This window comes from Streptomyces sp. NPDC001858 (assembly GCF_053594615.1).
On the sequence record NZ_JBSFEV010000003.1, the window covers coordinates 251734 to 265898 of the forward strand.

13 protein-coding genes and 1 pseudogene are annotated in these 14165 nt (G+C 69.8%); 9 read left to right on the forward strand and 5 right to left on the reverse strand.

Annotation, left to right across the window (positions count from 1 at the left end; translation table 11 throughout):
- Positions 1–366: 366 nt before the first annotated feature.
- Genes ACWCPF_RS05835 through ACWCPF_RS05850 form a run of 4 tightly spaced genes read left to right on the forward strand, consistent with a single transcriptional unit; the run spans position 367 to position 3841 of the window.
- Complete coding sequence (locus tag ACWCPF_RS05835; RefSeq protein ID WP_053672219.1) at positions 367–600, forward strand: type II toxin-antitoxin system VapB family antitoxin; 234 nt, start codon at positions 367–369, stop codon at positions 598–600.
- A complete protein-coding gene (locus ACWCPF_RS05840; RefSeq protein ID WP_451043701.1) occupies positions 597–1004 on the forward strand; it encodes a PIN domain-containing protein in 408 nt (135 codons plus the stop codon). Before ACWCPF_RS05835 ends, ACWCPF_RS05840 begins: the two co-directional genes overlap by 4 nt.
- Positions 1005–1044: 40 nt before the next feature.
- The gene (locus ACWCPF_RS05845; protein ID WP_451043702.1) at positions 1045–1680 is read left to right on the forward strand and encodes an FAD-dependent monooxygenase; all 636 of its coding nucleotides are present in this window, start codon (positions 1045–1047) and stop codon (positions 1678–1680) included.
- 10 nt (positions 1681–1690) lie between these two features.
- Positions 1691–3841, forward strand: coding sequence for an MMPL family transporter (locus ACWCPF_RS05850; protein WP_451043703.1), 2151 nt, complete (start codon positions 1691–1693; stop codon positions 3839–3841).
- Between the two features lie 55 nt (positions 3842–3896).
- On the opposite strand, the gene ACWCPF_RS05855 is transcribed toward ACWCPF_RS05850, so the two are convergent.
- The 3 genes from ACWCPF_RS05855 to ACWCPF_RS05865 all read right to left on the reverse strand — a co-directional run bounded on the left by ACWCPF_RS05855 (position 3897) and on the right by ACWCPF_RS05865 (position 7362).
- A complete protein-coding gene (locus ACWCPF_RS05855) occupies positions 3897–5339 on the reverse strand; it encodes a HAMP domain-containing sensor histidine kinase (protein ID WP_451043704.1) in 1443 nt (480 codons plus the stop codon).
- Positions 5336–6028 (reverse strand): response regulator transcription factor, encoded by a 693-nt coding sequence (locus ACWCPF_RS05860; RefSeq protein WP_451043705.1) that lies wholly within the window; start codon positions 6026–6028, stop codon positions 5336–5338. Before ACWCPF_RS05860 ends, ACWCPF_RS05855 begins: the two co-directional genes overlap by 4 nt.
- 431 nt (positions 6029–6459) lie before the next feature.
- A complete protein-coding gene (locus tag ACWCPF_RS05865) occupies positions 6460–7362 on the reverse strand; it encodes a LysR family transcriptional regulator (RefSeq protein ID WP_451043706.1) in 903 nt (300 codons plus the stop codon).
- A gap of 274 nt (positions 7363–7636) precedes the next feature.
- Between ACWCPF_RS05865 and ACWCPF_RS05870 the strand changes: the two genes are divergently transcribed.
- From ACWCPF_RS05870 to ACWCPF_RS05890, 5 genes and pseudogenes are all read left to right on the forward strand, one after another.
- Positions 7637–8371 (forward strand): SDR family NAD(P)-dependent oxidoreductase, encoded by a 735-nt coding sequence (locus tag ACWCPF_RS05870; RefSeq protein WP_451043857.1) that lies wholly within the window; start codon positions 7637–7639, stop codon positions 8369–8371.
- A 111-nt stretch (positions 8372–8482) separates the two neighbouring features.
- Positions 8483–9106, forward strand: a complete 624-nt coding sequence (locus ACWCPF_RS05875; protein ID WP_451043707.1) for an NADPH-dependent F420 reductase — start codon at positions 8483–8485, stop codon at positions 9104–9106.
- Between the two features lie 118 nt (positions 9107–9224).
- A complete protein-coding gene (locus tag ACWCPF_RS05880; protein WP_451043708.1) occupies positions 9225–10160 on the forward strand; it encodes an SDR family oxidoreductase in 936 nt (311 codons plus the stop codon).
- Between the two features lie 328 nt (positions 10161–10488).
- Positions 10489–10572, forward strand: a pseudogene (locus ACWCPF_RS05885) (hypothetical protein); the annotation flags it as partial.
- A 165-nt stretch (positions 10573–10737) separates the two neighbouring features.
- On the forward strand, positions 10738–11802 hold the full coding sequence (locus ACWCPF_RS05890; protein ID WP_451043858.1) for a LacI family DNA-binding transcriptional regulator: 1065 nt from the start codon (positions 10738–10740) through the stop codon (positions 11800–11802).
- Here the strand turns inward: ACWCPF_RS05890 and ACWCPF_RS05895 are convergent.
- Both ACWCPF_RS05895 and ACWCPF_RS05900 read right to left on the reverse strand, forming a co-directional pair.
- Positions 11765–13168, reverse strand: coding sequence for a glycoside hydrolase family 32 protein (locus tag ACWCPF_RS05895; RefSeq protein ID WP_451043709.1), 1404 nt, complete (start codon positions 13166–13168; stop codon positions 11765–11767). The two genes, ACWCPF_RS05890 and ACWCPF_RS05895, sit on opposite strands and share 38 nt — an antisense overlap.
- Before the next feature lie 26 nt (positions 13169–13194).
- The gene (locus tag ACWCPF_RS05900; protein WP_451043859.1) at positions 13195–13974 is read right to left on the reverse strand and encodes a carbohydrate ABC transporter permease; all 780 of its coding nucleotides are present in this window, start codon (positions 13972–13974) and stop codon (positions 13195–13197) included.
- Positions 13975–14165: the final 191 nt, after the last annotated feature.

Below are 14165 nucleotides of genomic sequence, written 5' to 3' on the forward strand. Positions count from 1 at the left end.
AAAAGACTGACAAGGGCAGGGAAGGGCTGAGGCGCCAAACATCGTATGACCTGGGAAAACGGTCAAGATGGGCATGGATCGACAAGGGTCGCCAAGATCCTCAAAGGACTCATAATCTCAAAATTTCATGATCGGCTGGACAAATTCCGGACGCCGATTCCGGTCAAGTCGGGCATGGCTCCTATGCAGGATTTCGTGTCGACGTCGAGCAGGTCTCCGCCGGCTCGCCCCGGGGCGGGAAGCGGCCCATGGGAACGCCCCGACATCCAGCGCACTTCCCTCGCGTGGTCTGTTTGTGATCGATGGCTGCGCCCAATGTTGGTGATGTATTTTGGGTGCATACATCGTGGATGTTGGAGGTGTCCGATGTCCGTCACGCAGATTGATCTCGACGACGAGGCGCTGGCCGAGGCCATGCGGCTCATGGGCGTCACGACGAAGAAGGAGACCGTCAACGCGGCCCTTCGGGACTACGTGGCGCGGATCAAGCGGCTTGAGGCTGCGGAGAAGCTGGCCGCGCGGGGTGCGCGTGGAGAGTTCGAGCAGGCCGCGGCGGCGCATGACGCGGAGAAGCGTGCGCGACGCGAGGCCTTCGAGTGATCACGTATCTGGTGGACACCTCGTTTCTGTGGCACCTGTTTCGCACCCCAGGTGCGTTGCCTCCCTGGGAGGGACACATTGCCGCCGGGGTGTTCCACCTCTGCGAGCCGACACGTGCCGAATTTCTCTACTCGGCAACCAGCCCGTCCCATCGGGATGAGCTCGCAGAGGAACTGGACGCGCTCTGCCTGCTCTCTCCGGTTCCGAAGAACGCCTGGCGTTGGGTCGACACCGCTCAGTACAAACTGACCCAGCAGGGCCGGCATCGGGCGGCTGGGGCGATCGATCTGTTGGTGTGTGCGACAGCTGTACACCATGGGCACACCGTTCTCCATGTGGACAACGACTTCGTGACGGTGGCGGGAGTCCTCAAGGAAGTGCAGCAGCGAGACGCACGAGCCTGATCTCCGGAGGCAGGATCACGTCTGTCGGCTTCTGACCTCGGTGATCGATGTCTCCGGGGCGCATCAGCGGTACCGGACCGGCCGGGTCCTGCCGGCCGGGGACGCGGCCCACGTGTACGCGCCGGTCGGCGGCCAGGGCCTCGACGTCGCTATCGTCGACGCGGCGAACCTCGGCTGGAAGCTCGCGGCCGTGGTTCGCGGCTGGGCCGGCGAGGACATCCTCGACACGTACACCACCGAACGGCATCCGGTCGCGGCGCGTCTGCTGCAGAACACCCGGGCCCAGATCGCCCTGATGCGACCGGACCCGCAGACCTCGACGACGCCCACCGGTACGTCGCATGCTCGCCGACACGCTCGCCGGCATGGACGTTCGGTACGAGTTGGGCGACGACCATCGGCTCGTCGGCACCCTGTGCCCGACCCCGATGGCGTCACCGCGGTGACCCGGTCGGCGGACCTGCTGCGTGAGGGGCGGGGGCTCCTGCTCGACCTCGTCGACCGCGCGGAGGTCCATGACGCCGCGGCCGCGTGGACCGGACGGGTCAGCACCGTCACCGCCCGCACAGAGCGGGTGGACCTCGACGCCAACCGGCCTGAGCAGCGTATTAACAGTCGCCTCAGGTTCGCTCGGTACGAAGTAGGCGTCCAGACAAGCGATGCAACCCGTATGTAGGAGGCCAGTGATGGCAGTCGACGCAGCGCCGTCCGGGGAAGCGCCGGCCGGTCGGTTGGCAGGCCGGTGGGTGCCGTGGTTAGTGATTGGCCTGTGGCTGGTGCTGGCGGCGGGCATGGTGCCGCTGAGCGGAAAGCTGAGCTCGGTCACCACCGACAGCGCCGTGGACACCCTGCCGGCCAGTGCCGAGTCCACCAAGGTGGCGGTGCTGGACGACAGTCTCCCCGGCGGTGACGACAACACGTTCGTCTTCGTGTACCACCGCGCCGACGGCATGACCGACGCCGACCGAGCGACGGTCGAGCGCCACTACAACACCCTTGCCGAGCGCTACCCGCCGAAGGCGACGGCGGCGGCCGGCGAGGACGACGAGGGCTCACCGACGAGCCCCTCCACCGACCGCAAGGCGATGATGTTCGCCCTCGAGGTGAGCACGGCCTACGGCGCACCGGAGGACATCGTCGGCCCGTTGCGTGACGCCGCGAAGGACCGCCCCTCCGGCCTGGAACTCGACGTGACCGGCCCGGGCGCGATCGACGGCGACATGGATGCCGTCTTCGACGGCATCGACGTGCAGGTCCTTCTCACCACCATCGTCGTCGTCACGCTCCTGCTCATCCTCACCTACCGCAGCCCGGTGTTGTGGATCATCCCGCTGGTGGCCGTCGGCGCGGCCGCACTGACCTCGATGGCGACCGTCTACCTGCTCGTCAAGGGCTTCGGCATCGTGGTCAACGACCAGAACTCGGCGCTGCTGACGATCCTGGTATTCGGCGTCGGCACGGACTACGCGCTGTTGCTCATCGCTCGATATCGGGAGGCACTGCACCACCATGAGAACGTCCGGGTCGCGATGGTCCACGCGCTACGCGGCGCGGCGCCGGCCATCGTCGCGTCCGCGGCCACCGTGGTCGCCGGCCTGCTCTGCCTGCTCGTCGCGGACCTGAACAGCACCAGCGGGCTGGGCCCGATCGGTGCGGCCGGCATCCTGTGCGCGCTGGTGGCCATGCTGACGCTGTTCCCGGCGGTGCTCGTGGTGCTCGGCAGGCGGATCTTCTGGCCGGCCATCCCGCGGTTCAGCACGGCCGTGGAGGAGAAGCCGGGGCTGTGGGGACGGCTCGGCACCGCCATCAGCCGCCGCCGGTGGGTGGCGACGCTCGGCTCGCTCGGAGTCCTCGGCGTGCTCGCCCTCGGGCTGGCGGGCAACACCGGCGCCCTGCGGGAGCAGGACCAGTTCCTGTCCGCGCCGGAGTCGGTCACCGGCTTCACCGTTCTCCGCCAGCACTTCCCGGAGCTCGGCGGCCAGCCGATCACGGTCTTCACGCGGCCGGCGCACCAGGAGCGGGTGCTCGACATCGTCAAGGACATTCGCGGTGTGGCCCTGGCCATCCCGGAGCAGACCAGCGGTGGCTGGGCCAACATCTCCGTGTTCCCGAAGGACGCGCCGGACACCGTCGCGGAGTACGAGACGATTCTGCGGGTGCGTACCGCCGTGCACGCGGTGAGCGGGGCGGAGGCGATCGTCGGCGGGCCGAGTGCGGAGAACCTCGACACCGAGGTGACCACCGAGCGCGACGAGAAGCTGGTGATCCCGCTGGTGCTCGTCGTCGTCCTGATCGTCCTCGGGCTGCTGCTGCGCGCGATCCTGGCCCCGCTGGTCCTGATGGCCACCGTGATCGTCTCGTTCGCCGCGGCCTTCGGCGGCAGCGTGTTCGTCTTCGACACGATCCTCGGGTTCAAGGGCATCGACTATTCGGTGCCGCTGCTGGCATTCCTGTTTCTGGTGGCGCTCGGCGTCGACTACAACATCTTCCTGGCCGGCCGGGCCCGGGAGGAGACCGTGCGTCTCGGCACCAGAGAGGGCATGCTCAAAGCCCTCTCCGCCACCGGTGGCGTCATCACCTCGGCAGGCCTGGTCCTGGCGGCCACGTTCGCGGTCCTCGCCACACTTCCGCTGGTGATGCTGATCGAGGTCGGGTTCCTGGTTGCCTTCGGCGTACTGCTCGACGCCCTGCTGGTGCGGTCGGTCCTGGTGCCCGCCCTCACCTTGCTGATCGGCCGCCGGATCTGGTGGCCGAGCCGGCTGTCCCGGCCGGCGGCGGAGCTGCCGGACGGTCAACAGCCGCGCGCCGACGACGAGGAGCCCGCGCTGCAACGGTGAGCGCGGCGGCACGGACGAGATCCGGGACGGGGCCCCAGGCCCGTCCCGGATTTTTTCATGGGCCCGACGGTCGCCGCCCTTTGGCGATCGGGGCGGGCGGGGCCGCGGCCGGAAGGGCGACCCGAAGCAGCGCGCCACCGCGTGCGGAGCGGGCGACGGTGGCCCGGCCGTCGTGGGCGTCGACGACCCGCTGCACGATCGACAGCCCCAGACCGGATCCCGGCAACGCCCGGGCGCTGTCGGCACGGTAGAACCGGTCGAACACCCGCGGTACGTCGGCGGCGTCGATGCCCGGCCCGGCGTCGTCGACCTCGAGGACCGCCGACGCGCCCTCGGCACGGAGCCGGACCTGGACCGGCTGGTCCGCGGGGGACCACTTGCCGGCGTTGTCGATGAGGTTGAGCACCGCCCGCTGGAGCGCAGCGGGACGCCCGCTCACCCACACGGAGGTCACGTCGAGCGCGACCTCGATGTCGGGCATGCGGGAACGCGCCCGGGTCGCGGCGGCCACCACCACGTCGGCGAGGTCGAGCAGCTCGGTGCTCTCGTCGCTGATGTCACCGCGCGCCAGGTCGGTCAGCTCGGCGGCAAGGGTGCTCAACTCGGCCACCTGGGCGCCGAGATCGTTGAGCAGCCGGGTCCGGCTCTCCGCCGGCAGTGCGCTGTCCAGGGTGCCGCGCCGATCGAGCCGGATCAGCAGCTCGACGTTGAGGCGCAGGCTGGTGAGCGGGGTCTTGAGCTCGTGGGCGGCGTCCTCGGCGAGCAGCCGTTGGGCCTGCCGGGAGTTCCGGAGCGCGGCGAGCATGTCGTTGATCGACTGGATCAGCCGCCGGATCTCCCCACCGCCCTCGTCCGGGATGTCGGCGTCGAGATCCCGGGTGTGCGCGACACGTACCGCGGCGGCGGTCAGCCGGTCGATCGGTGCCAGCCCGGTCCGCGCCACGGTCCGCCCGACCAGGGCGCCGCCGACCACGCAGAGCAGCCCGATCAGCAGCATGCCGAACCCGAACCGGTTGATCGGGCTGTCGTCGACGACGCGAGCCACCTGGACCGCGCCGTCGCCCGCCCGCAGCGTGTAGATGACGTAGCCGTCGTCGTCGCTGTCGTTCGACTCCATCAGGTCGGCCGACGCGCCCTGCGCCACGCGCCCGGCGTGCTCGCTGACCGGGGGCAGCGCGGGTTGGCCGGCCGGCGTCCGGATCGAGCCGTCGGGCAGGATGACCCGCACCAGCCGACCGGATCCGGGATACGGCGGTAGCTGGACCTGCGCCAGACCGGCGCGCTCCGCGTTCGTCGCCAGGACGCGGGAGTCGGCGCGCAGCTGATTCTCGGCGGTGTCCCGCAGCTCCCAGTCCAGTAGCTCGCTGGCCACCTGGAAGGCCGCGAACACGCTGACCGCGATGGCCGTCGCCGCGATCACCGTCAGCCTGGTCCGCAGGGACCGCCGGCGCCACCATCGGGTCAGCCGGCGCGGTTCCCGGCCGGCGGGCCTGCTCACGGAGGAGTCTCCCGCAACGTGTATCCCAGGCCGCGCAGCGTGTAGATCAATCGCGGCTCACCCTCGGCCTCCATCTTGCGGCGCAGGTAACTCACGTATACCTGGAGGTTGTTGGCGGTGGAGCTCATGCCGAAGCCCCAGATCGCCTCGAACAGCGCGTCGCGGGTCAAGACCCGGGTCGCGTTGCTCACGAGGACCTCCAGGAGGGAGAACTCGGTCCGGGTCAGGTGCAGCGGCCGCCCGCCCCGCGACGCCTCGAACCTGTCGAGATCGAGCCGGACGTCGGCGAACGACAGGATCTGCGACTCGTCGTCGGTCGGCGTGCGCCGGCGCAGCAGGGCCCGCACCCGAGCCAGCAACTCCTCGGTGGCGAACGGCTTGGGCAGGTAGTCGTCGGCGCCCGCGTCCAGCCCCGCGACCCGGTCGGAGACCTGGTCACGGGCGGTCAGCATCAGCACCGGCAGATCCCGACCCGCGGCCCGCAACCGCCGGCAGGTCTCCAACCCGCCGAGGTGGGGCATCATCACGTCGAGGAGCAGCAGATCCAGCGTGTCACCGTCGGCCCCACCGAACCCGTCGAGCACGGCGAGACCGTTGGCGACGGTGCTGGTGTCGTAACCCTCTACCTGGAGCACCCGCTCCAGCCCCTCACGGATGGCCACGTCATCATCCGCGATCATGATCCGCACGCCGGCCCGCCCCCTTCCGGTCGATTTCCGGTCGATGTTTTTGCCGGTCATTGTCCCGGGTCAACCTGAGACGAGGATTAGAGCGTCGCTGGGGACCGCGCTCTTACGGATGCCTGAGAAATGGAACCTACCTCGGCTCATGAGCAGGGGAGGCGGTGGCCTCGCGCGGAAGGTCCTGGCGGAGGTGGGCCCGGCCTGTCCGGCCCCTCGGAGAGGCCCGGTACTCAACGGCCTCGCCGCGCAACTGCCGAACCCGAAGGCTGACCACCACTACCTCTGAACGGAGACCGACTCCCGGCGAACGCTGCGGGCGGGCCCGCTGTTCGACCGCTTCTCTCCCGGCTCCTACGCCAAGCCAGCAATTGCCGCGGGCGTCTGCCCCTGTTGGCGCTGTTGTTGTCAGGTGGATTGCTCGACCCTGCTCGACCTTGCTATGAAACGGCATCGCTTCCAAGCTGCCACATTTCATAGTTTCCGCATTCTGCCGTGATCTCGGCCGTCGCCTGAGCGGCGGTGACGAAGTCATCGACCACCGGCGAGGTGTGCGATGCCGCCACCGCGAGGCACACCTGGTCGGGCGCCAGATCCGGGATGGGCACATAAGTGACGTTCGGATGTGAGTAGAACACGGTCGCCGAACGGGCCAGGAACGAGATGCCCCGGCCGGCCGCGACATGCTCGAGCGTTTCGTCCACCCCGCGCACCAGGTACCCGGCGTTGGGGTGCGGGCGCCTGGTGGGCTGCGTGCTCGGGTCGGCATGCCAGACCAGCGGTTCGCCGGCCAAGTCTGCCTCGGTGACCTCCTCCTTGCCGGCCAACCGGTGGCCGGTGGGCAGCACCGCCACCCGCGGCTCGGTGTACAGCGGGGTGACGCGCAGGCCGGCCTCGTCGATGGGCAGCCGCACATAGCCGACGTCGATGCGGCCGTCGAGCAGCATCGGGGCCTGGTCGTCCCCTTCGATCCGTTGCACGTCCACGACCACGTCCGGGTGCCGGGCCTCGAACGCCCGCGCCGCCGGGATGACCGGGATGCCGGCCCGGAAACCGACCATCAGCCGCCGGCTGCCGCGGGCGGCCACGGACACCCTGCGGCGGACCGCGTGCGCGGAGGCGAGCAGCGGACCGGCGTCGGCCAGCAATTGTCGGCCCGCGTCGGTCAGCGCCACGCCGTGGCGATCCCTGGTGAACAGCGAGGCGCCGAGATCCTGCTCGAGCGCGCGGATCTGCCGGCTGAGCACCGGCTGCGCGATATGCAGCTCTTCGGCGGCACGGCCGAAGTGCAACCGGTCGGCCACGGCGGCGAAGTAACGCAATTTGCGCAGGTCCAGATCCATGGCGCCTCCCGGCCCGGTGATACCTCCAGGGTATCACCGGGCCGAAAAGAAGTCTTGGACACCACCTCAGGCCAATGGCAACCTGAATAGGTGCCTATTGGGGCCGAAGCGAATTCGCCATAAGAGTTCGCCATAAGAGTTCGCCACAAGGATTTGCTGCAAGGATTCGCTATAAGAATTCGCTACACGAATTCGGCATCGGAACTTGATGGCAGAGCTCAGGTCCCAGAATGAGCGCACTGTTTCGGATACCCGTCAATTCAACGGAGTGATCGTGGGAAAGCTCGATGGCAAGGTAGCGGTGATCACCGGCGGATCCGCCGGCATGGCACTGGCCGGCGCCAAACTGTTCGTCGAGGAAGGAGCGCACGTCTTCATTCAGGCTCGGCGGCAGGAAGCACTGGACGACGCCGTCAAGCTGATCGGCCGCAACGTCACCGCCGTCCAGGGCGACGCGGCCGAACTGGACGACCTGGACCGCTTGTACGACACCGTCAAGCGGGAAAAGGGCTCGATCGACGTGCTGTGGGCCAGCGCCGGGATGGGCGAACCCGCCGTCCTCGGCGAGATCACCGAGGAACAGTTCCACCGCGCCTTCTGGCTCAACGCGCGCGGCACCCTGTTCACCGTGCAGAAGGCACTGCCGCTGATCAACGACAACGGCTCGATCTTCATGACCGGGTCCAACGCCTCCCTCGGCGCCTTCCCCGGCTGGAGTCTCTACGCGGGAAGCAAAGCCGTCCAGCAGGCCTGGGCCCGCGTCTGGCTCAACGAACTGCGCGACCGCAAGATCCGGGTCAACGTCCTGCCCCCCGGCCAGGTCGCCACCGCCAAACAGGAAGAACTGTTCGACGAGGCAACCAAGGCCGGATTCGAGTCCCTCATTCCCCGCGGAAAGATGGGCCGCCCCGAGGAAATCGCCGCTGTCGCCCTGTTCCTCGCCTCCGACGACTCCAGCTACGTCAACGGCCTGGAATTGGTCACCGACGGTGGCACCACCGCCATCTGAACCACACACCGGGAATGCCGCGGCCCGGAGATATCGCGGCCGACGCCCTGCGCCTGACCCGGCACGAACGAGACAGAGCGACACCTCGAGAACAGGAAGAGAGCACACCTCATGAGCAGCATCACCCTCATCGGCACGGGGAACATGGCCCGTACCATCGGCACACTCGCGGTCGCGGGCGGCAACACCGTCGAGGTCATGGGACGCGATCAGTCCAAGGCCGACGACCTGGCCAAGGCTCTGGGCGGCGGTGCGACGGCGGGCAAGTGGGGCGCCGTCCCGGCCGGGGACATCGTCATCACGGCCCTGTTGTACGCCGGTGTCGTTCCGGTCGTCGCCGAGTACGGAGACGCCCTCGCGGGCAAGGTCGTCGTCGACATCAGCAACCCCTTCAACGCTGCGTTCGACGGACTGGCCCACAGCGAGGAGACCTCGATCGCGCAGGAAGTCGCCAAGGTGGCCCCGGCAGGCGCCAGCGTGGTGAAGGCGTTCAACACCATCTTCCGCAATGTCCTGGAGACGGGCCGGCCCGACGTCTTCATCGCCGGCGACAATGCGCAGGCCAAGGCCGGCGTGGCGGCATTCGTCGAGAGCCTCGGGCTGCGCCCGCTGGACGTCGGCGGCCTGAAAATGGCGCACTGGCTGGAAGGAGTGGGCCTGCTCACGGTGAGCCTTGCCGGCAACGGAGTTGGCCACTGGGACTTCGCCCTCGGCGTGAACGAATTCACCGGCTGAGCCCCCCAGGCGTTCAACACCCTTTTCTCACCACCACTTCCCGCGTCACATCACGTCAGTGGATCTGCGGCGCGGGGAGAAGCAGCCCCTCCACCCAACTCTCACCAGGAGCAGTCGCATGCGCGTTTTCGTCACCGGCGGGACCGGCCATTCCGGTTCGTACATCATCCCCGAGCTCATCGCCGCCGGACATGAGGTCACCGGCCTGGCCCGGTCGGACACGGCCGCGGCTGCGGTGTCCGCGCTCGGTGCGAAGGTGCGTCGCGGCGACCTCGAGGATCTCGACGGGCTCAAGGAGGCGGCCGCGGACTCCGACGGCGTCATCCACGTCGCGCACAGGCAGGACCTGCTTCCCTCCGGCGGGATCGACGGCGTGGCCGCCGCGGAACTCCCGATCATGCTCGCGTACGGCGAGGCGCTGGCGGGAACCGGAAAGCCGCTGGTCACGGCGGGGAGCATCGGCTCGCCAGGGAACCTGGGCCGGCCGGTCACCGAGGAGGACCCGGCACTTCCCGGCGGCGATGAGCACAAGGGCACCCTGCGGGTTCGCAACGTCGTGGAAACCGCCGTGATCGGCCTCGCCGAGCGGGGCGTGCGGTCTTCGGTCGTGCGGATCGCCAACATCGCGCACAGTACGACCGATCGGGCCGGTTTCCTCGTGCAGCTGATCGCGCTCGCGAAGGAGAAGGGTTTCGTCGGCTACCCCGGAGACGGCGCGAACCTGTGGAACGCCGTGCACGTCCGCGATGTCGCCACCTTGTTCCGCTTGGCGCTGGAGAAGGGGCCCGACGGCAAGTACTGGCACGCGGTGGGAGACGGGGCGATCCCGCTGCGCCGGATCGCCGAGGCCGTTGGCAGCCGTCTGGGCCTGCCCGCAGTGAGCGTTCCCGCGGACGTGCTGATGGTGCCGGGATACTTCGGGTTCCTCGCGAACATAGTCACGCAGAACTACCCGGCGTCCAACCTCGTCACCCGCCGGACCCTCGGCTGGGAACCCGCTCAGCCCGGCCTGCTCGCCGATCTGGACAACGGCCATTACTTCTCCGCCGACTGACGATGGACGCCGACAGGCGGCGTCCATCCTGTGGTCCGCGGTCACCTCACGATCTTCAGGAGTCCGCACAGCCCTTGATGATCACGCGGTGGCCGCTCCAGGCCCAGCGCGTGTGACAGGCTGCTTCAGCCAGTGGGTTCCGCATGGGTTCCGCACAGGACGAGGCTCGGGATCGACCGCCGATCGTCAGCGGCCCGGGGGCCCGGCACCCGGATGGTCAGCCCCTGGCTCCACTCCGGGGGCGGCGTGACGGACTCGGCCGGCGAGGTTTCTCCCGGCCCGCGGCTGCCGGTAGGGCCGGTGATCGAGTGCAACAGGGGGGCGGGGCATGGGCGAGGCCCCACTCATCTCGGCGGTGCGGAACGGGGACGAGAACGCGGTCACAGTGCTGCTGAAGGCCGGGGCGGATCCCGACGCCGTCGACGAGCAGGGCAGCCCCGCACTCGGTCCTGGATCCTTGGCGCGCCCGCCCGGTACGAGCAGCGCCAGCAGGAACCTTCGGTCTGCGGTGGCGGGCTCCGCGGCAGTTGCCGCGGGTAGGCTTTGGCCGGTCAGGCGAAGTCGGCGGGGACGAGGCATGGGCGGGGTCGAGAAGACGCGGGGTGGCGGGGCCGAGCGGGCGACCTCGCGGGACGTCGCCCGGCTTGCCGGGGTGTCGCACACGGCCGTGTCCTTCGTCTTCAACGGGCGGGCCCAGGGCAACCTCTCCGCCGAGACGCAGGAGAAGATCCGCAAGGCGGCCGAACAGCTCGGCTACCGGCCGAACGCGGTCGCCCGTGGCCTGCGCCGGAGTCGTACCGCCGTGATCGGTCTGGTCACGGACGAGATCGCCACCTCGCCGTTCGCCGGGCGGCTGCTGCGCGGGGCCATGGACATGGCGTGGAGCAGTGAGCACCTGGTGCTCACCGTCGACTCCGGGCAGGACCCCGTCGCCGAGGACGCGGCCGTCGCCGAACTGCTCGACCGGAGGGTCGACGGGATCATCTACGCCGCGCTGTCGTTGCGCCGCGCCCGGGTCCCGGAGGGGCTGCACCGCACGTTCGCCGTGTTCGCCAACTGCCTCCCCGAGGACGGCTCCCTCCCGGCCGTCATCCCCGCCGAGCGGGCCGGCGGCCGCAGCGCCGCGCGCGTCCTTCTCGACGCGGGCCACCGCCGTGTCGCCCTGGTGGGCGGTCTGGACGACATCGCGACCGCGGAACGGCTGCGCGGCTTCCGGGACGCGCTGCGGACGGTGGGGCTGACCGCCGAGAAGGACTGGCTCCTGCGGACGGGAGGGGAGATCTCCGCCGGGTACCAGGGCGCGCTGCGGCTGCTGGACGGCGTTCCCGCCCACCGGCGGCCCACGGGGATCGTCTGTTACAACGACCGGGTCGCCGCGGGCGTCCTGCACGCCGCCGCGCGCCTGGGCCTCGACGTGCCCGCCGAGCTGTCCGTCGTCGGCTATGACGACCAGGAACACATGGCGGCTTTCCTCAGTCCGCCCCTCACCACGGTCGCGCTGCCCCATCGCGCGATGGGGGAGACGGCCGTCCGCCTGCTCCTGGACGCCATCGACGGCGGGACCGCGCCGCCGGTCGCCACCCGGCGGCTGGAGTGCCCCGTCGTCACGCGGGGTTCGGTGGGACCAGCTCCCAGCCCGTGACCTCGACGTCCGTCCCCCGCACGGTCAGCTCCGCGATGTCGTCGCCGCGTCGGTACACCCGTTCCGTGGCCGTCGCCCGGTCGGCCGCGAACAGTTCCAGCAGGGAGCCGTCCACGAGGATCCGTACGGTGAGGGTCTCGCCCGGCGGGGTCGGCAGGACCAGGGGGGCCGTGCCGTCCGGTCGGGAGCGTGGCCAGGCCGTGCGGTCCAGGGTCACCGTGCCGGACGCCGGATCGAGTCGCACGGTCAGTTCGGCCCCGGACGCGGCCCGCAGCAGACTCACCGTCGCCGCGGAACGGGCGGTCACCAGCAGGTCGTACGCGAGGGGGAGCGGCCGGGACGACGGTCCTGGTGCGGCCGTGAACGGGACGGCCGCGCGCAGGAGTTCGAGCTCCGGAGCCGGTACGACCCGTAGCGTGCCGTCCTCGTGGGTGTCCATCACCCGGGGCGCCGTGAGGACGCCGGACCAGCCCGCGCGGTCCACCTCCTCGGGCGGGCGTGACTCCCAGGACCAGCCCCAGAGCAGGGCGCGGCCGGACTGCGTGTCCTGGAGGACGGCAGGGGCGTAGAAGTCACGGCCGAGGTCCAGCGGGCCGCCGCCCGTGCCCGCCACGAACCTCAACTCCCGGTCGTCAGCCTCGATCAGACGTCCCGTCAGATAGGCCGTGCTCAGCGGGTCGCCGTCCCACAGGGCCACCGCCAGCACCCAGTCGCCCCCGCGGGTCGCCCACAGTTGTGGGCACTCCCAGCCGATCGCCCGGTTGCCGAAGGCGCGGGCCGCCGCGGGGTCCCGGCCGTCCAGCAGGACCCCGGCGAACCGCCAGTCGTACAGGTCCTCACAGTCGTACACCAGGACGGACGGGGTGCCGTCGGCGTGGCCGGCGCCCAGCAGCGCCCAGCGGCGTCCGGCGAAGCGGAAGACGAAAGGGTCCCGGAACATCGTCACGCCCAGGCCGGGTGGTGGGCCGGCGACCACCGGCTCCGGCAGTTGCTTCCACTTCTGGAGGCCGTCGTCCTCGGCCACTGCGAGACAGATCGCGCTCAGGCCCTGGTGGTCGTGGTCGATCCCGGAGTACACCGCTGTCGGCACACCACCGTCGTCCACCACGCAGCCGGACCAGCAGCCCGCCTCGTCCGGGCCGTCGGGCGTGGGGCGCAGGGCGATCCCGTGGTCGTCCCAGTGGGCGAGGTCAGGGCTGGAGGCGTGGCCCCAGTGCACGTTCGCGTGCACGGGGGCGTCGGGGTTGTGCTGGTAGAAGAGGTGGTGTCGACCGCCCCAACGGAACGGGCCGTTCGGGTCGTTCATCCAGTTGGCCGGCGGGCGGACCCTGAAACGCGGGCTGTTGTCGTCGGTCGACCGGCTCACGGAACTCGTCGACCGGCTCACGGAACTCAACGGTTGACTCCTGCGGATGTGATGCCCTCGCGCAGAGGGCGCTGGCCGACGACGAACACGACGACGGCGGGGAGCATGGAGAGGACGACTCCGGCGAGGACGACGGAGATCGAGCCGGTGCCGAGGTTGCCCTGGAGGGAGACCAGGCCCAGGGGCAGCGTGAGGTTCTCGGTGGAGGTCTCCAGGATCAGCGGCCGGAAGAATTCGTTCCAGTGGTAGTTGAAGGCCAGCACGCCGACGATGGCGAGACCGGGGGCCGCCAACGGGGCGTACACCGACCGGAAGACGCGCCACGGACCCGCGCCGTCGATCATCGCCGCCTCGCCCAGGTCCTTGGGCATGCCCAGGAAGTACTGGCGCATCAGGAAGGTGCCGAAGGCCGTCGGGAAGGCCGGGACGATGAGGCCGAGCAGGGTGTCGGTCAGGCCCATCGTCTTCAGTTCCAGGAAGACCGGGACCATCGTGACCTGCAACGGCACCATCATCGTGGCCAGGACCAGCGCGAACAGCGGCTTCTTGAAGCGGAATTCGAGGCGGGCGAAGGCATAGCCCGCCAGGCCCGCGGTGATCATCTGGCCGGCCGCGATCAGCGCGGTCACCAGGGTGGAGTTCAGTGCGTACAGCCAGACGTCGATCTGGTCGAAGACCCCGCGGTAGGCGTCCACGGTGGGGTCCGTGGGGATGATCTTCGGCGGCAGGTCGAAGGACTCCGCCGGCGTGCGCAGTGACGTCGACACCGTCCAGATGACCGGGCCGAGCGTCAACAGGGCGCACAGCGCGAGGCCTGCGATCCGTCCCCAGGGCGCCAGGCCGTGCCGTACGCGTGACGCGGTGGGGCGCGTGCGGGGACCCGGCGTCGAACCCGATGGACCCGGGGTCGAACCCGGTGCCGAACGCGGTGCCGAACCCGATACCGATGCGGATGCCGAACCGGATGCCGGACCTGAGAGGGAACTCGTGCTCATCT